This is a genomic window from Lactobacillus porci (genome assembly GCF_009695985.1).
Taxonomy (GTDB): Bacteria; Bacillota; Bacilli; order Lactobacillales; family Lactobacillaceae; genus Lactobacillus; species Lactobacillus absianus.
In genome coordinates, this window is the sequence record NZ_VUMX01000016.1 from 1 (window position 1) to 25,425 (window position 25,425).

25 protein-coding genes and 1 pseudogene are annotated in these 25,425 nt (G+C 50.4%); 3 read left to right on the top strand and 23 right to left on the bottom strand.

Annotated elements, in window-relative coordinates:
- Positions 1–196 precede the first annotated feature (196 nt).
- The 15 genes and pseudogenes from FYJ62_RS06495 to FYJ62_RS06560 form a co-directional block, all read right to left on the bottom strand.
- Entirely contained in the window at positions 197–343 is a 147-nt protein-coding gene (locus FYJ62_RS06495) for a hypothetical protein (protein ID WP_154548907.1), read from the bottom strand.
- Between the two features lie 10 nt (positions 344–353).
- Positions 354–2,825, bottom strand: a complete 2,472-nt coding sequence (lanKC, locus tag FYJ62_RS06500) for a class III lanthionine synthetase LanKC (protein WP_154548908.1) — start codon at positions 2,823–2,825, stop codon at positions 354–356.
- Positions 2,826–2,832: 7 nt separating this feature from the next.
- Positions 2,833–4,533: an ABC transporter ATP-binding protein gene (locus FYJ62_RS06505; RefSeq protein WP_154548909.1), complete on the bottom strand. Its 1,701-nt coding sequence runs from the start codon at positions 4,531–4,533 to the stop codon at positions 2,833–2,835.
- Entirely contained in the window at positions 4,526–4,660 is a 135-nt protein-coding gene (locus FYJ62_RS10925; RefSeq protein WP_268233451.1) for a hypothetical protein, read from the bottom strand. The genes FYJ62_RS06505 and FYJ62_RS10925 overlap by 8 nt, the downstream gene beginning before the upstream one ends.
- Positions 4,661–4,828: 168 nt before the next feature.
- Positions 4,829–5,512, bottom strand: coding sequence for a zinc metalloproteinase (locus FYJ62_RS06510; RefSeq protein ID WP_154548910.1), 684 nt, complete (start codon positions 5,510–5,512; stop codon positions 4,829–4,831).
- 173 nt (positions 5,513–5,685) lie between these two features.
- Entirely contained in the window at positions 5,686–6,234 is a 549-nt protein-coding gene (locus FYJ62_RS06515; RefSeq protein ID WP_154548911.1) for a hypothetical protein, read from the bottom strand.
- Between the two features lie 268 nt (positions 6,235–6,502).
- Positions 6,503–7,171, bottom strand: coding sequence for a beta-carotene 15,15'-monooxygenase (locus FYJ62_RS06520; protein WP_326832007.1), 669 nt, complete (start codon positions 7,169–7,171; stop codon positions 6,503–6,505).
- Positions 7,172–7,200: 29 nt separating this feature from the next.
- Positions 7,201–7,983 (bottom strand): hypothetical protein, encoded by a 783-nt coding sequence (locus FYJ62_RS06525; protein ID WP_154548913.1) that lies wholly within the window; start codon positions 7,981–7,983, stop codon positions 7,201–7,203.
- Positions 7,984–7,994: 11 nt separating this feature from the next.
- Positions 7,995–8,408 (bottom strand): hypothetical protein, encoded by a 414-nt coding sequence (locus FYJ62_RS06530; RefSeq protein WP_154548914.1) that lies wholly within the window; start codon positions 8,406–8,408, stop codon positions 7,995–7,997.
- Positions 8,409–8,431: 23 nt separating this feature from the next.
- Entirely contained in the window at positions 8,432–8,941 is a 510-nt protein-coding gene (locus tag FYJ62_RS06535; protein WP_154548915.1) for a hypothetical protein, read from the bottom strand.
- On the bottom strand, positions 8,931–9,560 hold the full coding sequence (locus tag FYJ62_RS06540) for an ATP-binding cassette domain-containing protein (RefSeq protein ID WP_003613078.1): 630 nt from the start codon (positions 9,558–9,560) through the stop codon (positions 8,931–8,933). Before FYJ62_RS06540 ends, FYJ62_RS06535 begins: the two co-directional genes overlap by 11 nt.
- A gap of 10 nt (positions 9,561–9,570) precedes the next feature.
- Positions 9,571–10,281 (bottom strand): hypothetical protein, encoded by a 711-nt coding sequence (locus FYJ62_RS06545; RefSeq protein ID WP_154548916.1) that lies wholly within the window; start codon positions 10,279–10,281, stop codon positions 9,571–9,573.
- Between the two features lies 1 nt (position 10,282).
- A complete protein-coding gene (locus FYJ62_RS06550; RefSeq protein WP_154548917.1) occupies positions 10,283–10,951 on the bottom strand; it encodes a beta-carotene 15,15'-monooxygenase in 669 nt (222 codons plus the stop codon).
- A 226-nt stretch (positions 10,952–11,177) separates the two neighbouring features.
- Positions 11,178–11,714 (bottom strand): hypothetical protein, encoded by a 537-nt coding sequence (locus FYJ62_RS06555; protein ID WP_154548949.1) that lies wholly within the window; start codon positions 11,712–11,714, stop codon positions 11,178–11,180.
- A 123-nt stretch (positions 11,715–11,837) separates the two neighbouring features.
- A pseudogene (locus FYJ62_RS06560) lies at positions 11,838–12,169 on the bottom strand (IS30-like element ISL7 family transposase); the annotation flags it as partial.
- Positions 12,170–12,233: 64 nt separating this feature from the next.
- Between FYJ62_RS06560 and FYJ62_RS10930 the strand changes: the two are divergent.
- A complete protein-coding gene (locus FYJ62_RS10930) occupies positions 12,234–12,356 on the top strand; it encodes a hypothetical protein (RefSeq protein WP_268233452.1) in 123 nt (40 codons plus the stop codon).
- A 1,153-nt stretch (positions 12,357–13,509) separates the two neighbouring features.
- On the opposite strand, the gene gndA is transcribed toward FYJ62_RS10930, so the two are convergent.
- From gndA to FYJ62_RS06605, 8 genes are all read right to left on the bottom strand, one after another.
- Positions 13,510–14,895, bottom strand: coding sequence for an NADP-dependent phosphogluconate dehydrogenase (gene gndA, locus FYJ62_RS06570; RefSeq protein ID WP_154548918.1), 1,386 nt, complete (start codon positions 14,893–14,895; stop codon positions 13,510–13,512).
- A gap of 125 nt (positions 14,896–15,020) precedes the next feature.
- Complete coding sequence (spxB, locus tag FYJ62_RS06575; protein WP_154548919.1) at positions 15,021–16,871, bottom strand: pyruvate oxidase; 1,851 nt, start codon at positions 16,869–16,871, stop codon at positions 15,021–15,023.
- Positions 16,872–17,210: 339 nt separating this feature from the next.
- Complete coding sequence (gene mnmG / locus FYJ62_RS06580; protein WP_154548920.1) at positions 17,211–19,106, bottom strand: tRNA uridine-5-carboxymethylaminomethyl(34) synthesis enzyme MnmG; 1,896 nt, start codon at positions 19,104–19,106, stop codon at positions 17,211–17,213.
- 15 nt (positions 19,107–19,121) lie between these two features.
- Positions 19,122–20,504, bottom strand: a complete 1,383-nt coding sequence (mnmE, locus tag FYJ62_RS06585) for a tRNA uridine-5-carboxymethylaminomethyl(34) synthesis GTPase MnmE (RefSeq protein ID WP_154548921.1) — start codon at positions 20,502–20,504, stop codon at positions 19,122–19,124.
- Between the two features lie 122 nt (positions 20,505–20,626).
- Positions 20,627–21,499: a YidC/Oxa1 family membrane protein insertase gene (locus tag FYJ62_RS06590; protein ID WP_326832008.1), complete on the bottom strand. Its 873-nt coding sequence runs from the start codon at positions 21,497–21,499 to the stop codon at positions 20,627–20,629.
- Positions 21,500–21,868: a ribonuclease P protein component gene (gene rnpA / locus FYJ62_RS06595; protein WP_154548922.1), complete on the bottom strand. Its 369-nt coding sequence runs from the start codon at positions 21,866–21,868 to the stop codon at positions 21,500–21,502.
- A gap of 48 nt (positions 21,869–21,916) precedes the next feature.
- Complete coding sequence (gene rpmH / locus FYJ62_RS06600) at positions 21,917–22,057, bottom strand: 50S ribosomal protein L34 (protein ID WP_008459582.1); 141 nt, start codon at positions 22,055–22,057, stop codon at positions 21,917–21,919.
- A 45-nt stretch (positions 22,058–22,102) separates the two neighbouring features.
- Positions 22,103–22,465, bottom strand: coding sequence for a hypothetical protein (locus tag FYJ62_RS06605; protein ID WP_154548923.1), 363 nt, complete (start codon positions 22,463–22,465; stop codon positions 22,103–22,105).
- 65 nt (positions 22,466–22,530) lie between these two features.
- Between FYJ62_RS06605 and dnaA the strand changes: the two genes are divergently transcribed.
- Together dnaA and dnaN are read left to right on the top strand one after the other, a co-directional pair.
- A complete protein-coding gene (gene dnaA, locus FYJ62_RS06610) occupies positions 22,531–23,907 on the top strand; it encodes a chromosomal replication initiator protein DnaA (RefSeq protein ID WP_154548924.1) in 1,377 nt (458 codons plus the stop codon).
- A 186-nt stretch (positions 23,908–24,093) separates the two neighbouring features.
- A complete protein-coding gene (dnaN, locus tag FYJ62_RS06615) occupies positions 24,094–25,251 on the top strand; it encodes a DNA polymerase III subunit beta (RefSeq protein WP_154548925.1) in 1,158 nt (385 codons plus the stop codon).
- The last annotated feature ends 174 nt before the right edge of the window (positions 25,252–25,425 follow it).

Sequence of the window (25,425 nt, forward strand, 5' to 3'; positions counted from 1 at the left end):
AATCGAATCATCAAATACTGGGCGAAAATTAACGCCAAGAAGCAGAAGGAATGAAAAAACCGATCTGCTTACGCAAATCGGTAATTTTTTATTTATTTTCTCTGTCTACTTGACAAGGGCCGTATCATGTGGTGCGTGCTTTTTTCTATATCATGGCTAAGATTTTCGCAAAAGCGCTCCAGGTCTAAAATAAAGTTCATCGTTTTTCTCCATAGTAACGACCATCTACGACGCTGCCAATGCAGATAAAGGAAAAACCTTTGTGTTTCTTTTTGGGCTTTTCTGCCTTCGCCTCGTGCTCAATTTCTTCGCAAAAGCGCTCTAGGTCTAAAATAAAGTTCATCGCCATCCTCCTAAAAAAGCTGCCAGTTCTTGGTCTGGACAAGGGGCAGCCAGAGGCTGGCGTCGTTTCGCGCGATTCCCTCTAGCAGCAGCAAAACTCCGCTTGCTCCCGCGGCCAGGTCCATCGAGCAGCGGTAGCCGCGGGAAGCAGCCACTAAAGTCCCCTCTTCCCTTGGCAATAAATAATTGTTAAGCAGGCGGATTTTTTCTCCCAGCGCCTTCTTCCGGCCCAAGGCCAGGTCTGGCAGCATTAAGCCGGCATAGCCGGTAAATAAGCCGCCCATGTAGCTGCAGAAGCTGTCCATCGTTTCCGCTGCCTGTTTGATAATTTCCTGATATCGATCCTCTTTCGGCTCGTCTTTGGCAATTGCCGCCAAGACCAGGGCCAGACCAGCCGTCCCGTTTGCCAGGTAAGGCATTCGCCGGCCGTCTTCTGCCAAAAATACATGCTGGTCCACTTGCACTAAATCTTTTTCCAGCAAGGCATCCAGTCCTGTTTTGGCTGTTTCTTTAAAGTCCTCCCGCTTTAATAAGCAGCCAATTTTCCATAAGGCAAGAATCGCGCCTAGCCGGCCGGTCAGCAGGCCCTTGCCCGGCATTTTCTCATAGCCGGCAGCAATTTCTTCTCCTATTTTAATCAACTCAACTGTTTTCGCCAGACCTTCTTCCTTAGCCAGGGCGATTTTTGCTAAGGTGATTCCCGCGAGGCCAGACCTTAGAGACAAATCTGCGCTGGTTCCTTGGGCTGACCAGATTAATTGCCGCCCCCAGGCCTTGTCTCCCAATTCATAGACGATTCCGCCAAGTCCGGCTTTGCCAGTAAACAAGCCGGCAGCCGTTAGCTCCTCCATTGGCTGCTTTCTCAGCCAAGCTAAAAATTTCTTCTTCTCTGCCGCCTGCCCGCACCTGGCCACCAGCAGGCCGTAGCCCAAGGCGCCGTTGTCGACCGTCAGCCGCTGGTCTGGATCTTCTAACAGGGGCAAGTCGCCCTTGATCAAGTTTGGACTCTGCCAGTCGGCCTTTATTCCCCGGGAAATATTTCCCCGCAGCTCGTTCAAGCTCGGCCAGGTTCCTTCTTGCCTGTCATCATCTTTGTTTTCTTTCCCTAGCAAGGGACACTTGGGCAGAAGCTGCTGGCGCAAGTCTTCCAAGTAGTCGGCCGCTTCTTTTGAAAAATAGCAACGCAGATTCAAGTTCTGCATCGGCCAGCTGCTTCTTGCCCGGTTGCTGATTGGCAGAAAAAGAAAGCGGATGGTCTGGTAGAGGCCATACAAGTCAGCCTGCTCATAAGTTTCCAGGGCCCAATCGCTGAAACCGGCCGTCATGATTCCTGGATTATAAGGTGCCGTCAGGGATGCGGCCGCTTCAAAGTCGATCAGCTTGACCTCGCCGTCTTCCGTAATCATGACATTATCAGCCTGCAGGTCACCGATCGCGACCCCTTGGGCATGAACGTGAGCCACGGCCCGGCGCAGCTTCTCCGCGATCCGCAGGCTTTGGGCCACGTAGGCCGCCCGCTTCTCCGAGTAAAAAGGATAGTTTTCCGCCACATAGTCCCCCAAGGTCTGCTCGGAAACATAATCTTCAACCAGGTAGGCATGAATCCAGGCCTGGAAATCTTCCTTGATATCTACCACTTCCGGTACATTTGCTAACTTCTTCAGCCAAGCGGCTTCTTTTTGGATCCGGCTGAAGGCGTCCTGGCCATGGCCATCCAGGCCCGCAGCCGGTCGGCCTTCCTTGATCACGTAATTTTTGCCATTTTTCTGGGCCAAGTAGACGCCCCCACCATTGCTAAAGTGAAGGGCCCCCTTGATCTGGTAAGCAGTCAAGCGGCTGATGTCGGCCCCTTTGACTTGGAAATTATTTTTCGCCAATTCTGCCGGTTCTTGCACAAAGTCCGGCTGGCAATAATAAGGACAGCGCCGGTCCTCCAACCAGCTGCCGTCTGGGGCCTGCAGGCAGCAGCGCTTTTGCCCGGCAATTTCTTTAATCATTTCCTTGAAGGCGCCGTAGCGGTAGTAAACCGGACTGGCTTGCCAGCGGCGGTCGCTCAAAATATAGGGACCAGGAGCAAACTCCTTTAGTAAAGCCGCTAAGTCAAAGACTGTCTGGATGAATTCTCCATCTTCCGGGTAAATGGTGATAAATTTCCCGCTAGCCACCCGGTCGGCGTACTTGGAATTTTTTAATAGCCAGGCCCGCCTGGACCTAGTCCATTTAAAGGACAGCTGATGGGCAAAGCAGTAGCGGCTGACCACATCCAGCATCTCCTGCTCCTGCCCCAAAGCCACCGACAAGTGGATCTTCCAGCCCTGCTGGGCCAAAGGCCGGGGACTGAGGCAGCAGTGCCAGTCTCCTTGGTAAAAGTTCTGCCAATCCTTGGGCGGCTGGCAGATAAATTCTTGGTCTTTCGCTTTGCTTGCTTCATAAAAGCAGCCGCTCTGCAGATAAGGCTGATAATCTTGTGCTTGATAGTCCATATTTCTTTTACCTGCTTTCTGCCAGCGGAATCAGCTGGTCTTCGACATAGGCCCGGTACTTCGGCAGTTGCCCCAGCAGGTCTTCATGCTTGCCAGCTGCTTGAACCTGACCTTGATCCAGAAAGTAGATTTTATCAGCATTGGCGATCGTCGATAAGCGGTGGGCGATGATGATGACAATTTTTTCCTGGGCAATCCGGTCGACGGCCTGGCTGACCTTGGCTTCAGACTCGGGGTCCAGGTTAGCCGTGGCTTCGTCCAGGATCAGGCAAGGGGCATCCCGCAAGTAGGCCCGGGCCAGCTGCAGGCGCTGGCTTTGCCCCAAGGACAGCTTCCAGCCGCCCTCCCCCGTTTGGGTGTCCAGGTCCAGTTCCGGCCAAAGGTTGGCTGCTTGCAGGGCCTGGATCATGTCAGACCGGCTGACGGATTTTTCCAAGCCAAAGAGCAAATTCTCGGCGACTGTACCAGCAAAAATATTGTTGTCCTGGGCCACCACGCTGAAGAGGTCCCGCCAGGCAGGCAAGCGGCAGCTTTTAGCCTCCAGGTCGCCCAGCAGGATCTGCCCTTGATAGCCAGCTTCTAAGCGGGTCAACAGGTTGATCAAGGTCGTCTTGCCGGCCCCAGATGGGCCAACTAAAGCTGTTTTCGCCCCTTCTTTAAAGTCTAAGGACAAGTCCCGCAAAACCGGACTCTGGCTGCCTGGATAGGCAAAGGTCAGGGCGCGGACCTTGAGGTCAGCGGCTTTTTTAGGCAGCTCTTGGCCAGGATCAGCTTCATCCGGCTGGGCCAGGATTTCACTGATGGCTTTCAGGGAGCCCCGGGCTTCGGCATAGCTCATGTAAAAGTTGCCCAAATTGTTGATCGGGGAAATGATGCCGAACATGTACATGATAAATGAGCTCAACATCCCCAAAGACAGGCTGCCATTAGCCAGGCGCTGGCTGCCGTAGAGCAGAATCAGGAGAAAGCCGGCCAGGGTCAAGACCGTCTGCAAGGGCCCGGTAATGCTGAAAACCGCGTCAGTTTTCCGGGACAGGGCAAACAAGTCCTGCAGGTCGCCGCGGAATTTTTGCAAAACGCCGGCTTGAGCATTGGTCAGCTTGATCAGCTTGATATTGGCCAGGTTTTCATCCAAATCAGCAGACACCTGGCTGAGCTTGGCCTGGTTTTGGTAGGCGAAGTGCTCATTGATTTTTCCTAAAGGGAAGGCGCTGCTGGCGATCAAGGCAAAAGTCGAAACGATCACCAAAGTCATCTTGACATCCAGGCTGAGCAAGATCCCCAGGCTGGCGGCAACCGTCAAGAGGCTGACCAAGGCTGAGGGCAGGACGCTGACCGTGAAATCCTTGACCACTGAGCTGTCGTTTAGGACGTGACTGAGCAAGGAGCCGCGACTGTTTTCCTTATAGTAGTTCCAAGGCAGGCGGAGGAGTTTCTCCTGCAAAAGCAGGCGCAGGTCTCTGATCCGCTCGTCTCCGGCCAGGCTGAGCAGGTACTGGCTGCCGGCTTCCAAAAGGCTGGAAATGAGCAGGCAGCAACCGATCTGGCCTAGGCTGCTTGTCCGGGAAAGCATTTTCCCCTGATCGATCACTTGCTTTAGCAAGAGAGGGATCCGGAGGGAAAAGGCCGTGCCCAGACAGCTCAGCAGAACCGCCAGAATTTGCCAGCGGTCAAGGGAAAAGAGGCGGATTTTTCCAGCTTTAATCATTGCCGTGGAAGCAGATGAAGCTGTATCTGTGCTGTCTTCTGCGCCGTCTTTTGCGCCGTCTTTTCAGCTTGGCGTCTTTTCCGTCGCGTTCCAAGTTTCTTTCCATTTCCAAGATAAAATTAAACATTGTTTCCCTCCTCATCTAATCAACTTACAAGGCAATTGTAGGCCAAGGAGCTGGCCGGAAACGAAAGCCGTCAAATTTGCCACTTTTCGCGTCATTTTCGTCAGAAAAGGCAAAAGAAAAGAGCGAAGCTCATGGATGGAGTTTCGCTCTCTAGAGTTATCTTCGCTTTTAGTAGTTGATTACGGTTGCCTGGCCAACGCCGATAATCTTGAATTGGGATGCTTGGCTGCTCTTCTTGCCAGCAGCTGAGGCAACGACCTTGAAGTTCCCCTTCTTGCCCTTCAGTGACTTGGCTGAGAAGAAGACCTTTTGCTTGTCCTTGGTCACCTTAGACTTTTTGACCAGCTTGTTCTTGTAGTAGAACTTTAAAGTAGTTTTCTTCTTGGCATCGGTCGTGAAGGTCAGACCCTTCTTGGTCCGGTCAGCCTTAAGCAGGGTTGGCTTAGCGGCAGCGTAGTTGTCCTTGGTCAAAACGTAGGCCTTGGTTACCGCCTTTCCCTTGGCGTTTAAGCCGGTAAGAGAGAAGTTCTTGTAGCCGGTAAACTTGACGGTCGTCTTGAATTGCCCCTTCTTGGTTACCTTGACTGGCTTAAGTGCCTTGGCATTGTAGCTGACAGCCACCTTGCTTGCGCCTTTGGCCTTGCCAGTGATCGTCAATGACTTGGTCTTGGCGTTATAGCTGGTTTTAACGGCAGTTACGGCTGACTTAGCCGGAGTATAGTTCACAACCGTTACGATGTCAGCGGGATTATCATTGTCCGCGGCATTGACTTGCTTTTCACCAATGACTGTCAACATTCCCAAGGCTAAAGCAGCCGTTGAAACTGAAGCTAAAATCTTGTTTCTTTTCATAATTTTTCCTCCTAAAAAGCATTAATCAGCTTACGCGATCATTATAAGCCCAGGAAACATTTTCTGCTGAACAAACGTCAAATTTGGCTTATTTTGCATCATATTCGTCTATAAAAAAGAGCGAAACCCCAACACGAAGTTTCACTCTTTTCATCAACGATTGCTTTGCTCGCTTATTTTTTCTTTAAGCCCGATATTTTGCCGGAATCAAGCTTTGCCACTTTGGTCAAGCTGCTCTTGTACTGATAAAGGCTACCATCATCTGAAAGACCGGCATTGTATTTTAGAAAGACATAGTAGTCATCGCCAAGCTTAAACAGGCTCAGCATCGCGATAGCGTGCTTGCTTCTCTTGGCGATCAGCTTAGTTAGCTTGACCCAGTTTTCGTCAGAAGAGACCTGTTTGTTTTTCCTCAGTGCTTTCTCGTTTACCGTTAGGTAAATATTGTTTTTCTTATCCGTATGCTCCACAAAAACTTGTGGATCTACTTCAATCGGCTTAACAAACTGCTTGTTTTGGCTGGACCTGCTTTTTTCGACCTTCCCGTTATCATAGATGGTCGCGAAGCTAGTTCCAGAGCCATCGTCAGCCGTTATTTTGGCTTCCAAAATCGCGCTAGCGTTGTTGTCGGCGTGCTTTAACAGCAACAATGTCCCAAGCAGCAGAACGACAATTAAGCCAGAAATAGCCAGTAACCTTTTGTGAGATCGAATAAACTCCATAACATGCTCCCCCTATATTTTTAACCGCTTTCAATATATTTCTGGCAGATTTATTTGTCAACTCTATACTAAACAGCTTTTTATGAAAAAGAATAGTATAAGATAGCCATAGCCAGTTTTATATTCTGATTTTGTAATAGCTTTCCTTAATCCACATTCCCCGCATCTGACTTCACTAGCTATGCAAACAAAAAGAGTGAAACTTTCCAACGAAGTTTCACTCTTTTCATTAATGACTGCTTTTTTGCTGCTATATGCTGTTTTGTTGTCACAAATCTTTTCTGGAAATCTCCTGCTGCACAATGAGCAACAAGAAAAGAAGCAAACCTAACATTATCGGCAAGCAGGAAAAGAGTAAAGTAGCAAATTCCGGTACAACAAAATCATAAATTATGGACAAGTGGTGGTTAACATTCAAGAAGAAAGAAAGACCATTTATAACAAACCCTACTAGAAAGGCCGTAATTCGATTACTAATTAGAAAGCAAAAACTGGTAAGCAAAAGAAGAGCTAAGCACGACAAAATCAGATATAAGCAGCGAATCAATGCCTCAGTAGCTACTGCCCCTAACGTCGGCCTCCAGCCATTAACAAGCATCCCCGTTAAACTGCCACACGCCCATGGTAAAAGGCTGAAAAACAGTATCTCTATCAAACGGTACTTAAGTTGCTTCCAAATAATCCATCTTCCACCTGCGATGTAAATATCTTGAAACCTAATTCTAAAGGTACTTAATAAGAGCAACATCTGACTAGGTATCAGAAGGCTGAAAATCAGAAAGCGAGAAAACAGAGTTTGCTCTAACCACAAGCTTTGTTGTGTATTACTTATTAAAAATGCATTGCTACATCCTCCAAAGAATAGCAATGTGGCCGTTAGCAGATACCACTTGTGTACAGCAGTATCTAACAGCCACTGCTGTTTAATAACCTTCACACTTAGGCTCCTCCCCTTTCGCACGAAAGTTACAGCACGGCCCGGCGGCAAGCCAGCTTATACATCCCCATACAGTAGGCAGCTAACACAATCGTCATCAAAGCTGTCAGCCACAACAAAGGACGGTCCCCCAGCTCTGGCAAAAAATTCGTAGGCGATATGCTTGGCATATAGTCAATTGGTAGAACGGCGTTTAGCTCCATTAGTACTAGCTCTAAAACCAAGGCTGTACTCAATGATGCAAAGCGATTTCTAATCCAAACCGAGTTGACCAAGACAAATACCGAAAACAAACCTCCCCAGACAGAAGCTAGCAATATATTAAGACATGCGTGAACAAATGGATGACTATAATACAAAGAAACCAGCATGGTGTTGAAGTTGAAAACCCCAATATTGATATTCAGCAAATTATCTGGCTTAAAATTGGGAAGAATCAACAAATACCCCAACAAGTTTAAAAGTAGCGGAATCATGATGGCCACAAATCCGGTTAAAAAAGCCATAGCCACATATTGCTTAATCAAATGGGCTAAAGGTACCTGCAGTTTAAATTTGTTGAATAAACCGCTGTCTAAGTCTTCTTTTAACATATTTCCTGCCGGAATACTGGCTAAGAAAGGCAAGAGGATAAAGAAAATTGTCGTTGCAGATGAGTCAGTATTAATTGATAACCAGCGGGTGTAAGGAGAGTCGATATTCGCCATACCGGTGTAGCAGTTGACGATTATCTGACCCAAGCCCACTGCCATGCCAACAGCGATTGCCGCAACAAACCAGCGCTTATTTAATCTTGACCATAATAAACTCATTTTTCCATACCTTACTTAGTGTCTGGACTCCAAACGCCATCTGCCCATCCGTTAGCGGCTTTCTTCGAATTGATTCTTACAGCCACACCTTTCCCATAACGTTCTACGGCTTCATTCCACAAATGAGTTACTTGACCTTGATAACTCTTATAACTGTGACCACCTGAAACATCACGACCATCGTAAAGGGCTGCCCAAATTACGATATAGCCCCCCTTAATATGTACGTTGTTTGTCTTGCTATAGTAAGCTGATCTGTTTTCCTTCTTGCGAGCAGGAGTATGGTCGTAAGGAGAACTAACTCTATAAACATTACGCCAATAAGTATTGCCCGTATTCCCCGCGAATACAGGTGCTGCTGTAGCCACAATCCCCAACGTCATCAAAACTGATGCAATTACTACAACGATTTTTTTGTGTAACATAATATACCTCCTAAAAATTAGGCTCATTCCAGAAGCATTGAATACTTCTTATACCCATTGCCATCCCCAACCAAAAAGCTGAATCTAGCTGGTGCGTCTTCTGTATCATACCAACTTCGCACATTGTCAAATTTCAGCGTCAATGGCTGGGGAGTTTTGCTAGTCAAATGTCCAATGGTTATCTTGTGACCTTTGCCATCCACCACATCAAGATCTGATGGATTGCTGATGCTGTATGGCATGTTGAAATACATCTTGTCAACAGCTGCGATTATGCCGCGCTTGCCATCCGCGTGATAGCCACGGTCTTTCAGATCAACCTTTACAGTCAAATAGACGTTATCTTTCCCTTTGACCATCTTGGCGGATAGAATCTTAAAGTCAATTCCTGGAGCATGAACCTCCTGCCCTTTTTTGACCAAAATTTCCTTGTCTACCCCACGACAAACAGGATTAGCGTTTACTTGCCAATAGCGTAGGCCTGCTAGCACGCACAAGACGATGGCTGCCGCCAGCCACATTTTACGCTTCATGAACCACACCTTCTTCAACTTTAAAGCGCTTGGTTGCCACTTGCTCAACAAAATCCCGGTCATGTGAAGCGATGACAAAAGTGCATCCCTTGCTTTGCCGCAACTTGATCAAATCCACCAACTTATCAATACTGTCGCTGTCCAAAGCGTTGGTCGGTTCATCTAAGACAATCAGCGGATATGAGCCCAAGAAGGCTTCGGCAATGCCCAGCTTTTGCTTCATCCCTAAAGAAAACTTCTTTACCTTTTCATTAGGAAAGCGGCTTAAGTCAAAGTATTTCAGCAATTCTGCGATTTCAGTTGCAGAAATATGCTCATCAAGCTTGGCTAAAAGCTCCATATTCTGCGTTGCCGTGAAGTCTGTAATCAAGCTAGGATTTTCAATCAGAATCCCGGCCTTGACTGGATAAGCATCTTGCGGCTTGACCTGCTTGCCAGCTACCAAGACTTCCCCATCAACCTTCATCAAGCCCAAAATCGTCTTTAAAATCAAGGTCTTCCCCGACCCGTTGATCCCTTCAAAAACCGCGATCTGGCCAGCCTCAATCTCGCAGTTGACTTGACTGAGCAGCTGCCGGCCTGAAATGACCTTGTTTACATTCTTTAACTCAATAAACATTCTTCCTCCTTTAGACCCAGCCGTGCTTGCTGTCAACTAACACGTACAGCAAAGCCCAGATTAGAGTCCACACAAACATAAACAACTCTGCGCCACTGGTCCAGCGGCTAAACATTAAAGCATTCAACGGATTGCCGCTCCAAGTCGTCAAAGATGTCGAAACCAACAAGACGATTGGCATAATCAAGCCCAAAGCGGGGGTGAGTTCACTGCAACTGGCTTGAATCAGTAAGAATGAACTGACCCCAAGCCAGGCAATTAACATCCAGTGCAATTCTGCTGCTCCTCCTTGCCATGGTCCCAGAACAAGAGGAACGTTGCCACACAGAAAGTCTTTCAACCACAGGCAGGCATTGCTTGCCAAGACGTAAACTGCGGCCAAAAGCAATTGCAATATGACATTGACCCAGCTGAAATGACTTGGCTTGATCTGCTGGCCCCGCAGCTGCATTACCCTGCTGATCCACAATTCCTTGAAAATATTCAAGCTAATCATCAGCGGGAAAAAGAAATAGCCGAACCACAAGACCGGAAAGTCTCTAATCCCAGCCCTTATCTCTGCCAGGCCAAGCCCTTGGAAGACCATTATACTGGCACTTCTGCCGTTTCTCATGAAACCACCGGCGACTAGTAAAAACAAACAGATCAACAGTAGCCAAGATAGGAATCTCACCTTTATCAGCTGCCAGAAATACAGGAACTGATCTTTAAAAAGCCGCATTTTACCAATCCTTTCTAGCGATTTCCATTTGTACGCCAACAGCTAGAAACAAGACTATGCTTAGCAAGATCGGCAAGCGAGACAGAAGCAGGGTTCCCAGATCATCGATGAGAAAATCATATAACAAGGAAAAATGATGGTTGACGTTCAAGAAATAGGAAATTCCGCTTAGAACAAAGCCGGCCAGAAAAGCCCAGATTCTCTTGCTAGCCAGTGAACAGAGACTGACTAGCAAGAGAATAGCCAGGCAGGACAAAGCCAGATACAGGTAGCGAATCAGTGCTTCTGCCACTATAGTCCCTAATCTGGTCCCCCAGCCATTGAGGCACATGCCGATTAAGCAGCCAGCTCCCCATGGCACAAGGGTCACGAGCAAAGCCATCGCCAAATGGTACTCCAGCTGCTTCCAAATTATTCGCCTGCTCCCAGTAACATATATATCCTGCAGACGGACACGAAATGTACTCAGTACAAGCAAGATCTGAGCAGGAACCAGCAAGCTGAAAATCAGGAAGCGTGAGAATATGGTCTGGCTTAACCACTGATTTTGCGGCGCGTCGCTTACCAGAATTGCAGTACTGCATCCCCCAAATAAAATTAAAATGGCTGCTAGGAAATACCACTTACGTATAGCATTGTCCTGCAGCCATTGTTGCCTGATAATATACATATACACGACTCCTCATCTATATTTTTCTACCCTTTAATCGCTTTCATCATAGTTCTACATATAATTCCTGTCAACAAAAATTTCAACAAAAATTTCAACAAAAAATTCAAGCAAAGGTCATTGACACATGCCCTAACATCCAGCTTCACTAGCTATGCAAACAAAAAAGAGTGAAACTTTCCAACGAAGTTTCACTCTTTTTATCAATGATTGCTTTTTTGCTCGCTTATTTTTTCTTTAAGCCCGATATTTTGCCGGAATCAAGCGTAGCCACTTTAGTCAAGCTGCTCTTGTACTGATAAAGGCTGCCCTCATCTGAAAGACCGGCATTGTATTTTAGAAAGGCATAGTAGTCATCACCAAGCTTAAACAGGCTCAGCATTGCGATAGCGTGCTTGCTTCTCTTGGCGATCAGCTTAGTTAGCTTGACCCAGTTTTCGTCAGAAGAGACCCGTTTGTTTTCCCTCAGTGCTTTCTCGTTTACCGTTAAGTAAATATTGTTTTTCTTGTCCGTATGCTCCACAAAAACTTGTGGATCTACTTCAATTGGCTTAACAAACTGCTTGTTTTGGCTGGACCTGCTTTTTTCGACCTTCCCGTTGTCATAGATGGTCGCAAAGCTAGTTCTAGAGTCATCGTCAGCCGTTATTTTAGCTTCCAAAATCGCGCTGGCGCTGTTGTCGACGTGCTTTAACAGCAACAATGTCCCAAGCAGCAGAACGACAATTAAGCCAGAAATAATCGTTGCTCTCTTTTTGTTCATACCTATCATCCTTCCATATGTTTTAACCGTTTTCACGCTATTCTTGTTTGATAAATTTGTCAACTATATATTTATGTCGATTGCAATAATAAATTGAACACTTGCCAATAGCATCTGGTAGACCTTACGGGTATCGATTCTAGGACTGCGTTCATCGATGCTTCGGTCTAGAATGCGCTTGTTTGCATGAACACGACGAGCCTTGGTATTGCACTTTACCTTTTCTGGGAGGTCGATGTTCCTGATGTCCATAAGGCCAAGGTCGACGTAGTTGTACAGAGTCTTGGTAGACACGACCTGATCTTTTGGGAAGATACCTTCGGCTAAAGTATAGCCAACGCAGGCATCAAGAGACCAGCCTCGCTTATGGAAACTTGAGAAACATAGTTGATGAACTTGCTTCGACGAAGAAAAAAGCTCTTACGGCTGCATTCACGTCTATGGCGCTCATAAGTGTGCCGAGGGCGCCGGTCTACATGGCGGTGCTTTATCGATGGCCGCTACATGGTGGGGATGCAGATGATCATGCGCGTCGCCATCATCACGGTGGCGATCGCGCTGGGCTTTTTGCTGTCGGCCCTGTTTCAGGAGGCGCTGAACAAGCTGATTAAGCGTAGGCGGTGCGCGCGGCTGCGGCGGTAGACTTTTGGATAATTTGGCTCGGAGGGGCTACAATGTTGGCTGACGAGTCGAGAAAAACGAATGGTGCTTATTTTGAGATAGGGGGCATCCTGCTTAACTGCCAGACGCGGGAAGCGTCGATGCTGACACACCCTTGATGTGAACGAGAAGGAGTCACGGCCGTCTATGTTGTACTGATTTTGGACAATTCGGCCGCCTTGATAGAAGGACCCTGGTACCAGGGTCCTTTTTTTGTTGGCGTGGTGGAGTTGGGGGGTGCCACCGTTGCTGTTGCCCCCAAAGTATGTCAACCGGTCTGGATTTTGGCAAAAACTGCCCCCAAAGTATGTCAACCGGTTTGTTTTTTGGCCGAAATCGCCCCCGAAGTATGTCAACCGGTTTGGATTTGGTCGAAAATCGCCCCCGAAGTATGTCAACCGGTTTGGATTTGGTCGAAAATCGCCCCCGAAGTATGTCAACCGGTTTGATTTTGGTCGAAAAAAGCCCCCGAAGTATGTCAACCGGCATGGATTTGGTCGAAAAACGCCCCCGAAGTATGTCAACCAAATCTGGTTGAGTCAACTTGGGGGCAAAAAACGCCAAATCCTAGCCCGGTTGAGTCAATCTGGGGGCGAAAAATATCAAAAAACAGCCCGGTTGAGTCAACTTGGGGGCGAAAAACATCAAAAACCAGCCCGGTTGAGTCAACTTGAGGGCAAAAACATCAAAAACCAGCCCGGTTGAGTCAACTTGAGGGCAAAAAACGGCAAATCCCACACCGGTTGAGTCAACTTGGGGGCGAAAAACATCAAAAAACAGCCCGGTTGAGTCAACTTGGGGGCAAAAAAACGGCAAATCCCACACCGGTTGAGTCAACTTGGGGGCGAAAAACGCCAAATCCTAGCCCGGTTGAGTCAACTTGGGGGCGAAAAACGCCAAATCCCACACCGGTTGAGTCAACTTGGGGGAGAAAAACGGCAAATCCCACACCGGTTGAGTCAACTCGGGGACGAAAAAACGCCAAATTGCAATCGGTTGACATACTTTGGGGCTGCATCGGCCACCACTTTCCTTAATTCATATTCCCTGCATCCAGTTTCACTAGCTATGCAAGCAAAAAAGAGTGAAACCTTCAAACGAAGTTTCACTCTTTCTTTTTCAGCAAATTGCTTGATTATTTTTCTTCATACCATTCGGTGTGGTAAACGCCCTCGCGGTCGTTTCTGTAGTAAGTGTGGGCACCGAAGTAGTCTCTTTGCGCCTGGATCATGTTGGCTGGCAGGCTTGGGTTGAAGATTGATTCCAGGTAGTTCAAGGCCGCGCTGAAGCTTGGCGTTGGAATGCCGGCTGCGGCTGCCTGCTTAACGACTGCTCTCAAGGCTGGCAGGTTCTTTTCCATCACGCCGGCAAAGTATGGGTCTTGGAAGAGGTTGTCCAGCTGCTTGCCGTCAGCGTAGGCATCTTCAATGTGGTACAGGGTCTTGGCGTGGATGATGCATCCCGCTTCCCAGTTCTGCGCGATTGCTGGGTAGTTCAGTTCCCAGTCGTATGCCTTAGCGGCCATGGTCAATTGCTGGAAGCCTTGAGCATAAGCCACGATTTGCGCCAAATACATTGCCTTGCCCAGGTTGTCGATCAAGTCAGCTGGTACTTCACCCTGGTATGAAATCTCCTTGCCTTCTCTAGTCGTGGCCTTGGACATGAAGCGGGCCAACACGGCTTCCGCTACCACCGTAATCGGCGCGCCCAGCTTGATGGCGTCTTCCAGCATCCAGTTGCCAGTCCCCTTGTAGGAGGCCACGTTCAGGATGTGGTCGATCACATCGTCGTCAGTCAGGTCGTCCTTTTGGCGCAAGACCTTTGAAGCAATTTCAATCAGGTAGGCGTTCAAGTCGCCCTTGTCCCATTCAGCGAAGATGTCCGCCATTTCCTGGTTGGACTTGTGGGCTGCCTTGCGCATGATGTCGTAGACTTCTGAAATTTCCTGCATGATGGCGTATTCCATCCCGTTGTGGACCATCTTGACGTAGTGGCCCGCCCCTTCTGGCCCGATATAAGACACGCAGGCGCGGCCGTCTGCAGTCTTGGCAGCCATTTGGGTCAAGATTGGAGCTACTTCATCATAAGCTTCCTTGTCGCCGCCTGGCATCAAGGCTGGGCCGTGCAAAGCCCCTTCTTCACCGCCGGAAACGCCCATGCCGATAAAGTGCAGGCCGTGCTTCTTTAATTCGTGGTAGCGACGGTTGGTGTCATTGAAGTTGGAGTTCCCGCCGTCAATGATAATATCGCCCTTGTCCAAGAGCGGAATCAACTTTTGAATCGTTTGGTCAACTGGATCGCCAGCCATGATCTGCACCAGAATCTTGCGCGGCTTTTCCAAGGAGTTGACGAATTCTTCCCAAGTGTAGCAAGGCTTCAGCTTGTCGTCCTCGTACTTAGCCAAGGCGTCTACTTCTGGCTTGTCGATACTGAAGCCAGATACTGAGAAACCGTGATTTCTAACGTTAAGGGCCAAGTTCTTGCCCATAACCGATAAGCCAATCACACCGAATTGTTGCATGAAAGTAACCTCCTAGTAGCTCTAACTGCTCTGCTTTATATGCTCTAACTACTCTATTATACTTTGTGAGCATAAAAAAGCGAAACCAAAGGTTTCGCTTTCTTAATTGCTTATTTCACTGCTGATTAGTGAGAAGCGCCTGAAGTCGTGTCAGGGGCGTTTTCTGGCTTAGAAGCGCTTGATACGGCTTGAACCTTCAAAGCCTCTTCCTTGTCTTCTGAGTGGCCGGAAGCACCTGAAGCGGCGTCGATTTCCAAGCCGAACTTGTCAGCAAAGTATGAGAATGGGTGCAGGGCTTCAGCGTGGTAGTACTTCACGAATTCTGGGTCGTCCAAAGTGTTCAATTCAGTTGAGTAAGCCATGTGCTTGGTGTACTTAACGTCGATGAAGGCAGGACCATCCATCTTCTTCCATTCCTTAACGGCAGCTTCGAATTCAGCCTTGTCGTGAACAGTGAAGGCCTTCACGTTCATGCCTTCGGCTACCTTAGCCCAGTCGTTGTCTGGCAGGATAACGCCTGAAAGTGGCTGGTTTGATTCGTCGCGTTGTTCAGCTTCGATGTAGCCCAAAGTTTCGTTGGTGAAGACTACAGTCAGAACGTGCATGTTGTAGCGAGCCATAGTCAACAGCTCTTCGCTCATCATCGCGAAGCCACCGTCACCAGCCAGGTGCCATACTTCACGGCCTGGGTAGGCAGTAGCGGCGGCCAAGGCAGCTGGTGAGCCGTAGCCCATCGTCGCGTACAAGCCTGAAGTAGTCCAGCGCTGCTTGCCGTTCATGTTCAACAGACGAACGTGGTCCATGTTGACGTTACCAACGTCGATTGAGAAGACGACATCGTCAGCGGCTTCCTTGTTGATGACATCCCAGATTGGTTCTTGGCGCACGCGCCCTTCGTCCTTCAAGTGGTCATCAGCGAATGATGCCAGCCATGCGTCCCATTCTTCACGGTCAGCCAAGGCTGCCTTGTAAAGCGGTGATTCTTCGCGGGCTTCGCCAGCGTCGATCAGGGCCCGCAATGCCTTCTTGGCGTCAGCCTTCATGGCGACGTCTACTGAGTGGCGCTTGCCAAGCTTTTCTGGGTCAACGTCGATTTGGATGACCTTAGCGTTCTTAGGGAACCACAGAACTGAGAATGGTGAGTTGTTGCCAACCCAAACTACCAGGTCAGTGTGGCCTTGAACTTCGTTAGGAGCCTTAGCGCCGATTCTGCCGATCGTGCCAAGGTATGGCTTGAATGAGTCTTCAACGATCCCCTTGCCCAAGTATGATGACATCATTGGCATCTTGAACTTGTCTGAGAATTCCTTCAATTCTTCAGCAGCGCCTGAAGCACCCAAGCCGAAGTAGACAACTGGGTTCTTGGCTTCCTTGATCAAGGCAGCGGCAGCTTCAACGCTTTCCTTGGTTGGAGCAGCGTAGTTGTCAGCTGACAGGTTGTTGGCTGACACACGGTAGTTGTCGTCGATTTCTTGCCAACCGAAGTCCTTAGGGATGATCAAGATTGCAGGACCCTTCTTAGCGTAAGCGGTCCGGATCGCGGTGTCCATCAAGACTGGCAAAGCTTCCTTGGTCTTGGCTTGGTGAACCCAAACGGCAACGTCACGGAACCAAGGCATTTCGTCGAAGGCTTGGAAGAAGTTGATGTCTTGACGAGGGGTTGGAACGTTGGCGATCAAAGCAACCATTGGGGTCTTGTCGTACTTAGCGTCGTAAAGACCGTTCATCAAGTGAACCGCGCCAGGGCCGGCTGAACCCATGCAGACGCCAAGCTTGCCAGTCAGCTTGTATTCAGCTGAAGCTGCCAAGGCAGCGGCTTCTTCGTGACGTACTTCAATGTACTTTACAGTGTCTTGCATTTCGTAGATCGCGTTCATGGTTGAGTCAAATGAGCCCCCTGGCAGACCGTAAAGGTGGTCGATGCCCCACTTGTTCATCACGTCTAAAACAGCGTTAGCGCCTTTAATTTTTGCCATAAGTTAATCTCCTTAAAATTTGTTACTTACAGCTTTTCATTAAAACAGATTTCTTCACTTTTGCAAGGGCTACCAAAGCCTGTTATAACAAGATCTCGCTCTTACTAAATATAAAAAAATCACAAGCTTTCCGCGATAGAAAAAACAAATCGTGTCTTCCTTGCTTTCAAGCTTGTGATTTTTTAGCTAACTTTGCTTTTGTCCCCCGGTGGCGCAGACCAATTATTTTTTAGATTTTTTTGGCAATTTGTAATTCTTTTAAAAAATAACAAATTTCAAATTCGCCTGCTTTTTCTGAATAACAAAAGCACAGTTTTATATTATTTTTTAGATAGGCAGCTAATCCTTGACCTTGGAGTACTTGCCGTTTTGGACGTAGACGCTGAGAATGGCCAAGTCGGCTGGGTTGACCCCGGAGATTCTTTCAGCCTGGGCCATGGTTTCCGGCCGGATCTGCTTGAACTTCTCCCGGGCTTCAGTGGCCAAGCCGTCGATTTGGTCGTAGTCGATGTCAACCGGAATCTTCTTGGCTTCCTGGCGGCGAAGGCGGTCCACCTGGATCTCCTGCTTCTTGATGTAGCCAGCGTACTTGACGTTGATCTCCACCTGCTCCTTAACGTAGCGGTCCCCGGCCAGCTTATGGCCCGTCAGGCGCTCAAAGTCGGCAACCGTGACCTTTGGCCGGCGGAGGAAGACATCCCCCTTGACCCCGCCATTCAGGGCCGCTTCGCCGATTCCAGCCAGAAATTCGTTGACGGCGATGGTCGGGTGCACGGTCACGTCCTTTAATTCTGCCAAGTCGGCCTTGATTTCCGCTTTCTTTTCCAAGAAGCGCTGGTAGCGGTCCTCGGAAATCAGGCCCAGCTGATAGCCCTTCTCGGTCAAGCGCAGGTCCGCGTTGTCGTGGCGCAGCAGCAAGCGGTATTCCGCCCGGCTGGTCAAGAGCCGGTAAGGCTCATTGGTTCCCTTGGTGACCAGGTCGTCGATCAAGACCCCGATGTAGGCCTCATCGCGGCCCAAAACGAAGCCTGGCTTGCCTTGCGCGCTCAAGGCCGCGTTGATTCCGGCAATCAGGCCCTGGCCGGCTGCTTCCTCATAGCCGGAAGTCCCGTTCATCTGGCCCGCGGTAAAGAGGTGCTTGACCTTCTTGGTCTCCAAGGTGTGGGTCAGTTGCCAAGGATCGATGACGTCGTATTCGATAGCATAGCCTGGCCGCATCATTTCCGCTTTTTCCAGGCCAGCGACTGAGTGGAGCATCTGCAGCTGGACTTCTTCCGGCATGGAGGTTGAAAAGTCGCCGACATAGATTTCCTCGGTCTTGCGCCCTTCCGGCTCCAGGAAGATCTGGTGGCGGTCTTTGTCCGCGAAGCGGACGACCTTGGTCTCAATTGACGGGCAGTAGCGCGGCCCCACCCCAACGATGTCGCCGGAGTACATTGGCGAGCGGTCCAGGTTCTCATTGATGATCTTATGGGTCCGCGGATTGGTATAGGTCATGTAGCAGGAAGTCTGGTCGCTCAGGTAGTCGGCATCCTTGCTGGTGAAGGAGAAGTGGCGCGGCTCCTTGTCGCCTGGCTCTTCTTCGGTCTTGGAGTAGTCGATCGTGTTCTTGTTGACGCGCGGCGGGGTCCCCGTCTTGAAGCGGCGCAGCTTGAAGCCGAGCTTTTCCAGGTTCTCGGACAGCTTGACGGCCGGAATCGTGTTGTTGGGGCCAGAGGAGTAGTTCAATTCCCCAATGAAGATCCGTCCCCGGGCGGCCGTACCCGTGGTCAGGACGACGCTCTTGGCCTGGTAGCGGGCTCCGGTGTTGGTAACCACGCCCTTGCAGATCCCGTCTTCAACGATCAGCTCATCGACGATCGCCTGGCGCAGGGTCAGGTTGGGCGTGTTTTCGATGGTCCGCTTCATTTCCTCATGGTAGTCCCACTTGTCGGCCTGGGCCCGCAAGGCACGGACAGCCGGGCCCTTGCCCGTGTTCAGCATCCGCATCTGGATGTAGGTCTTGTCGATATTCTTGCCCATTTCGCCGCCAAGGGCGTCGATCTCGCGGACGACCGTCCCTTTGGCCGGACCGCCGACTGACGGGTTGCAGGGCATGAAGGCGACCATGTCCAGGCCGATAGTGAGCAGCAGCGTCTTCTGCCCCATCCGGGCACTGGCCAGAGCCGCTTCGCTGCCGGCGTGGCCGGCACCGACCACGATGACGTCGTATTCATTGGTAACGTATGTCTTCATCTTGTTCTTGCTTGCCTACTTTCCTAAACAGAATTGACTAAAGAGGTCATTGATCAGCTCATCCGGGCTGCTCTCACCCGTGATTTCGCCCAAGGTCTCCCAGGCACCGGTAAAATCGATCTGGACCAAGTCGACGGGCATCCCCGCCTCCAGGCCGCTGACCACGTCCGCCAGCTGCCGCTTGGCCTGCTCCAGCAGACCGGCCTGGCGCTGGTTGGTCACCAGAACCTGGTCGTTGGAGTTTTCGATCCCGCTAAAGAAGAGCTGCTTGATCAGGTCTTCCAGCTCATCCAGGTGCGCTTTTTGCAGAATTGAGGTAGCGATTACCGGACTCTGGCTGCTTTCCAGCTGGTCAGCGTCCAGCTTAACCCCAAGGTCGGTCTTGTTCAAGACGATGATCCGCTTCTTGTCCTTGGTGTAGTCAAGCAGGCGCTGGTCTTCCGCCGTCAATTCCTGGCTGGCATCCAGCAGGAGCAGGACCAGGTCCGCCTGACCGATCGCCTGCTTGGACCGCTCAACCCCGATCTTTTCCACCGTGTCTTCCGTGTGGTGAATCCCAGCCGTGTCGATCAGTTTCAAGGGCACCCCTCTGACGGACACGTATTCTTCCAGCGTGTCCCGGGTAGTCCCCGCCACGTCGGTGACGATGGCCTTGTCGCTTTGGGTCAGGTAGTTGAGCAGCGAGGACTTGCCGACGTTGGGCCGGCCCACGATCGCCGTGGCCAGGCCGTTTCTGAGGATCTGCCCCTCTTGGGCGGTCTGGAGCAGGCGGTCGATCTCCGCGGTCGCCTTTTCAGAGCAGGCCCGCATTTTTTCGGCGGTCACCTGCTCCTCATCGTACTCTGGGTAGTCGATGTTGACTTCCACGTTGGCCAGCACGTCCAGGATTTGCTGGCGGATAGCCCGGATCTCTTCCAGTAAGCCCCCTGCCAGCTGCCGCACCGCCACGGCCCGGGCCTTGTCGGTCTTGGCCCGGATGATATCCATCACGCTCTCGGCCTGGGTTAAGTCGATGCGGCCGTTGACAAAGGCCCGCTTGGTGAATTCGCCCGGGTCGGCCATTCTGGCCCCATTGGCCAAAAGCAGGCGCAGGATGTCGTTGGTGACCACGATCCCCCCGTGGCAGTTGATTTCCACGACGTCTTCCTTGGTGAAGGTCTTTGGCGCCCGCATGACGGAAACCATGACCTCATCGATCACCTGGCCGCTGGCCGGGTCCACGACGTGCCCGTAGTTGATCGTGTGGGTGGGCACTTGCTCCAAATTCTTGCCCTTGAAGACCCGGTTGGCAATCGTCACCGCTTCTTCGCCGGACATGCGGACGATCGAGATCCCGCCTTCGCCAATCGGGGTTGAAATCGCCGCAATCGTATCAAATTCCGTTAATCTTTGCACCATCGCAAGTCTACCTCGTCTTTTTGGTATAAAAAAAGTGCAATTTCCACCATGAGAAATGATGGATAAAGCACTTTCACTACTTTATCTAAAAATAATTTTAGATGACTTTTCGATTATCCGCGCTATTTGCGCTTGTTGATCCGCTTGTAGGCTTTTCTCATCTTGCGCTGTCGTTCACGCTCCGCGTTAGCCTTAGCCTCCTGCTCCTTGCGGTACTTGAACGGGTTCTGCAGAACCAGCGTCTGGCCGACCTGGAACAGGTTGGAAATTACCCAGTAGAGGGAAATGGCTGATTGGAAGTAGATCGCCCAAATACCGACCATAATGGCCATCCCGTAGCTCATCAGCTTGGTCGTCATTGACTGGGATGAATCCGGCATGGACATGGTGGCAATGTATGAGGACAAGAAAGTGAACAAGGCCGCCAAGATTGGCAAAACGAAGTATGGGTCTGGCTTGCCCAGGTCCATCCACAGAAACTTCCCGTTCTGCAGCTCTGGCGTCCGCCAAATGGCTTGGTACAGAGCCCACATAACCGGCAATTGGATCACGACCGGGAGGCAGCCCGCGTAAGGGTTGACCCCGGCTTCCTTATAAAGCTTCTGCGTCTCTTCGTTCAGCTGGTTTCTTGATTCAAGGTCCTTGCCTGGATACTTGGCCTGCAAGGCCTTGATCTGTGGCTGAATGTCCTGCATCTTCTTCGTGCTGTTGATCTGCATGGCATTCAGCGGCAGCAGGATCACACGAATGATGACCGTAAAGATGACGATCGCCCAGCCGTAGCTGCCGCCGCACACCTTGGCAATCCATAAGACGAATTGGGACAGGTAGTAGACAACCCAGGCGTCCCACCAATTGCCCGAATTATGAGAAATCGGCGCGGGCTTCTGGGTGGTCTGGGTAGCACAGCCACTCAGAATCAGGGCAAAAACCGCAACAAGTGCCATCAAGCCCATCAGGCGCTTGACACTTTTCTTCGATAAGATGTCCTTCACTTATTTTTCCTCGACTTTATTTGGCGTTTCCTCAATGACATGGGCCAAAGCCAGCGCGTGAAGCAAGTTCTTGCGGGTCTTTTCCCAGTCAAAATCGCGAGCGTAGGGTCTAGTGATGACCAGAAAATCCAGGCGCGGATCGATCTGTGCCTTGTATTCGGTCAGCACGGCCCTGATATAGCGCTTGAGACGGTTTCGGGCCACGGCCGTGTGGCCGACCTTTTTACCGACAGAGATCCCGACCCGGAAGTGGCGGTTCTCCTCCCGCGGCAGCGTGTAGATCACGAAGGCCCGGTTGGCGACTGAAGTGCCATTTTCAAAGACGTTCTGAAAATCCTGCTCGGATTTAACTCGATATGACTTTCTCAAAGCTCTTTACACTCTCGCGAATTAAAAAAACCACTGGGATTCAGTGGCTTAAGCAGATAATACTTTTCTACCCTTTGCACGGCGTCTAGCCAATACCTTACGGCCGTTGCTTGTAGCCATACGCTTCATGAAGCCGTGAACGCGTGAACGGTGACGCTTCTTTGGTTGGTAAGTTCTCTTAGTTGACATTTATTTGCACCTCCATTTTTTAGTGCTACGTGCACAATTTCTTATCTAGAATATCACGAAGCAAAAGAAAAACCAAGCCTTATTTGCAAATTCCCGCCCTTTTTTCCTTAAGAAGGCTGGAAAAAAATCCCCGCCTTGTGGACGAAGCAGCCGGGGATAAAAAATTTTTTCGCGGTCATCAACAGGCTTGTCTGCAGCTTTATCCACAAGCCACAGGGTGTTAAAATCTTTTTGAACAGCCTGTGGAAACATTCCGGTCAGTCCCGGCTCGTTCATTGGGGCTCTAAGAAAAGATATCCACAAGTGTAATCCACATTTTGCTATTTTTGATAAAATTATCACCATGAATCGCAAGGCTCGCTGCCAGTCTTTTGCACAAGCTGTGGATTCTGGATTTCTTTCTTCCACCTGTGGAAAACCGTTGGGTTAAATGCTAAAATAATTTTGCTAAAAAATTTTTGGAGGAATGTTTTTTGTTCGATTTAAATAAATTCTGGGAGACCTTTAACGCTGAAATGCGCTCGCAATTCAACGAGGTCTCCTATAACGCTTGGTTCAAAAACACTAAGCCCGTTTCCTTCAACAAGGAGACGCGTGAATTGGTAATCTCCGTCCAAACTCCCGTGGCAAAGGGGTATTGGGAGCAAAACATCTCCGCTAATCTGATTCAATCGGCCTATGCCTACGCCGGCATCGACGTGTACCCGGTTTTTGTCGTCCAGCAGGGAGGCGAAAAGCGCAGCGAGCGGATGGTTGAACCCCAGAAGAAGGAGAGCCAGCCCGTCCGGACCACCGGACCGGAGCCAGTCAGTGCCGGTTTCAACAGGGACCTGCACCTGAATGAGAAGTACACTTTTGACAACTTCATCCAGGGTGAAGGCAACAAGCTGGCGGCCGGCGCGGCCTTGGCCGTAGCCGACAGTCCCGGCACCTTCTACAACCCCTTGTTCATCTTCGGGGGCGTCGGGCTGGGCAAGACCCACCTGATGCAGGCCATCGGCCACCAGATGCTGGAAGAGCGGCCAAACGCCAAAGTCGTCTACATTCAAAGCGAAACCTTCGTCAACGACTTCATCAACTCCATCAAGAACAAGACCCAGGAGCAGTTCCGCGAAAAGTACCGGACTGCCGACCTGCTCTTGGTGGATGACATCCAGTTCTTCGCCAAGAAGGAAGGGATCCAGGAAGAATTCTTCCACACCTTCGAGACCCTCTACAACAACCAGAAGCAGATCGTCATGACCAGCGACCGCCTGCCAACCGAGATTCCGGACCTGTCAGAGCGCCTGGTTTCCCGCTTTGCCTGGGGCCTGCAGGTCGAGATCACGCCGCCGGACCTGGAGACGCGGATCGCCATCCTGCGCAAGAAGGCTGAATCCGAGGGCCTGGAAGTCGATGAATCCACCCTGGACTACATTGCTTCCCAGGTCGATACCAACATCCGGGAACTGGAGGGGGCCCTGGTCAAGGTTCAGGCCCAGTCCACGATCCAGAAGCAGGACATCAACATCGGCTTGGCCCGGTCGGCTCTGGCTGACTTGAAGCTGGTCCAGAAGAGCCGGGGCCTGCAGATCTCCAAGATCCAGGAAGTGGTTGCCAACTACTTCCAGACCTCAGTAGCCGAGATGAAGGGCAAGAAGCGGGTCCGCAACATCGTGATCCCCCGCCAGGTCGCCATGTACCTGTCCCGGGAGCTGACCGACGCCAGCCTGCCCAAGATCGGCCAGGAATTCGGGGGCAAGGACCATACCACTGTGATGCACGCCTGCGACAAGATCGCCCGGCAGATGAAGACCGATACGGAAATTAAATCTGCCGTCTCCGACCTGCGCCAGATGCTGGAGCGCTAGGCCCAAAGAGGTCCGTTAATAACATGTGGAAAAGTCCTTAAGTTGTCCACAGGTTAGCAACAGGCCAAATCCCGTATTTCCGCGGCTTGGGGTCACTTTTCAACAGTACCCACAGGCCCTACTACTAATACTACTTATATTTAATAGAATAATAATAAAAGAGCATGCAAGCATCGAGGAGGAAAAATGAAATTTACTGTAGATCGCAGCTTGTTCATAAATAAATTAAATGACGTCCTCAAGGCTGTCTCATCCCGGGCTTCAATTCCAATTTTGACCGGGATCAAGCTGGACCTTGACGAAAACCGGTTGCTGCTGACTGGGAGCGACACGGACATCTCTATTGAAGCCGCCATTCCAACCAAGACCAGCGAAGGCGAAAAAAATGCCGACCTGATCTTCTTCTCAGCTGGTTCTGTCGTCGTCAACGCCCACTTCTTCTCTGAAATCGTCAAGAAGCTGCCAAACACCACTTTTGACTTTGAGGTCAAAGAAGGGTTGCAGATTCAAATCGTCTCCGGGGATGCCGACTACACGATCAACGGCTTGGACGCCAGCAGCTACCCGCGTCTGCCGGAAATCAGCGATGAAGCCTCATTCTCGGTTCGCGGCAAGACCCTGCAGGACCTGATCAACGCCACCGTCTTCGCGGTTTCCACCCAAGACAGCCGGCCAGCGCTGACTGGGGTCAACTTCACCTTTGCCCAGGACCACATCAAGGCCGTGGCCACCGACTCCCACCGTCTGTCGCAAAGAACCATGGCGACGGAAGACGGTCCAGCCAGCGAAGTGTCCATGATCCTGCCAGGGAAGAATTTGCAGGATCTGGCCCAAATCATTGGCGAATCCGATCCGGAACTGAAGATCTTCCTGGGCGACAGCCAGGTCATGTTCAAGATTGACAGCTTGAACTTCTATACCCGGCTTTTGGAAGGGGTCTACCCAGACGTTGACCGCCTGCTGCCAGCTTCCTCAACGACCCATGTCCAATTCGACATTGCCGACCTGTCCAGCACCTTGAGCCGGGCCAGCCTGGTGACCCACGCCAACCGGAACAATGCCGTGCAGATGAAGCTGGACGTGGCTAACGGCCAAGTTACCGTTTCGGGCAATTCACCGGAAATCGGCAAAGTGGAAGAAAAGGTCGGCTTTGCCAACCTGGATGGCCGCGACTTGAGCATTTCCTTCAACCCGGACTACATGCAGGCTGCCCTGCGGGCCGCCAGAAGCGTGGCTGATGCCGTCAAGATCAACTTCACTGAGCCTTTGCGTCCATTCACGGTCGTTCCGGCCAAGGAAGGGGTCGAATTCGTGCAGCTGATCACGCCAATCAGAACTTTCTAATAATCACGAAAAGCTGTCCGTTGGACGGCTTTTTTTGTCCTCTTTCGGCGAAAGGGGGCTTTTTTTCACTTCTGAATGTTTGTAAGGCGGTTGAGTACTCCAATACTAGTTAGGGCTAAAATCGCTCAGAGGGCCTAAAAAGGGCTGTCTTGATTGAGTTTTAGCCTGAAAAAG

What these genes read in the sequence shown, in the direction of transcription:
- FYJ62_RS06495 (WP_154548907.1), bottom strand. Translation starts at nt 343, where the DNA reads ATGAACTTTATTTTAGACCTAGAGCGCTTTTGCGAAGAAATTGAGCAC.
- lanKC (WP_154548908.1), bottom strand. Translation starts at nt 2,825, where the DNA reads ATGGACTATCAAGCACAAGATTATCAGCCTTATCTGCAGAGCGGCTGC.
- FYJ62_RS06505 (WP_154548909.1), bottom strand. Translation starts at nt 4,533, where the DNA reads ATGATTAAAGCTGGAAAAATCCGCCTCTTTTCCCTTGACCGCTGGCAA.
- FYJ62_RS10925 (WP_268233451.1), bottom strand. Translation starts at nt 4,660, where the DNA reads ATGTTTAATTTTATCTTGGAAATGGAAAGAAACTTGGAACGCGACGGA.
- FYJ62_RS06510 (WP_154548910.1), bottom strand. Translation starts at nt 5,512, where the DNA reads ATGAAAAGAAACAAGATTTTAGCTTCAGTTTCAACGGCTGCTTTAGCC.
- FYJ62_RS06515 (WP_154548911.1), bottom strand. Translation starts at nt 6,234, where the DNA reads ATGGAGTTTATTCGATCTCACAAAAGGTTACTGGCTATTTCTGGCTTA.
- FYJ62_RS06525 (WP_154548913.1), bottom strand. Translation starts at nt 7,983, where the DNA reads ATGAGTTTATTATGGTCAAGATTAAATAAGCGCTGGTTTGTTGCGGCA.
- FYJ62_RS06530 (WP_154548914.1), bottom strand. Translation starts at nt 8,408, where the DNA reads ATGTTACACAAAAAAATCGTTGTAGTAATTGCATCAGTTTTGATGACG.
- FYJ62_RS06535 (WP_154548915.1), bottom strand. Translation starts at nt 8,941, where the DNA reads ATGAAGCGTAAAATGTGGCTGGCGGCAGCCATCGTCTTGTGCGTGCTA.
- FYJ62_RS06540 (WP_003613078.1), bottom strand. Translation starts at nt 9,560, where the DNA reads ATGTTTATTGAGTTAAAGAATGTAAACAAGGTCATTTCAGGCCGGCAG.
- FYJ62_RS06545 (WP_154548916.1), bottom strand. Translation starts at nt 10,281, where the DNA reads ATGCGGCTTTTTAAAGATCAGTTCCTGTATTTCTGGCAGCTGATAAAG.
- FYJ62_RS06550 (WP_154548917.1), bottom strand. Translation starts at nt 10,951, where the DNA reads ATGTATATTATCAGGCAACAATGGCTGCAGGACAATGCTATACGTAAG.
- FYJ62_RS06555 (WP_154548949.1), bottom strand. Translation starts at nt 11,714, where the DNA reads ATGAACAAAAAGAGAGCAACGATTATTTCTGGCTTAATTGTCGTTCTG.
- FYJ62_RS10930 (WP_268233452.1), top strand. Translation starts at nt 12,234, where the DNA reads ATGATCATGCGCGTCGCCATCATCACGGTGGCGATCGCGCTGGGCTTT.
- gndA (WP_154548918.1), bottom strand. Translation starts at nt 14,895, where the DNA reads ATGCAACAATTCGGTGTGATTGGCTTATCGGTTATGGGCAAGAACTTG.
- spxB (WP_154548919.1), bottom strand. Translation starts at nt 16,871, where the DNA reads ATGGCAAAAATTAAAGGCGCTAACGCTGTTTTAGACGTGATGAACAAG.
- mnmG (WP_154548920.1), bottom strand. Translation starts at nt 19,106, where the DNA reads ATGAAGACATACGTTACCAATGAATACGACGTCATCGTGGTCGGTGCC.
- mnmE (WP_154548921.1), bottom strand. Translation starts at nt 20,504, where the DNA reads ATGGTGCAAAGATTAACGGAATTTGATACGATTGCGGCGATTTCAACC.
- rpmH (WP_008459582.1), bottom strand. Translation starts at nt 22,057, where the DNA reads ATGTCAACTAAGAGAACTTACCAACCAAAGAAGCGTCACCGTTCACGC.
- dnaN (WP_154548925.1), top strand. Translation starts at nt 24,094, where the DNA reads ATGAAATTTACTGTAGATCGCAGCTTGTTCATAAATAAATTAAATGAC.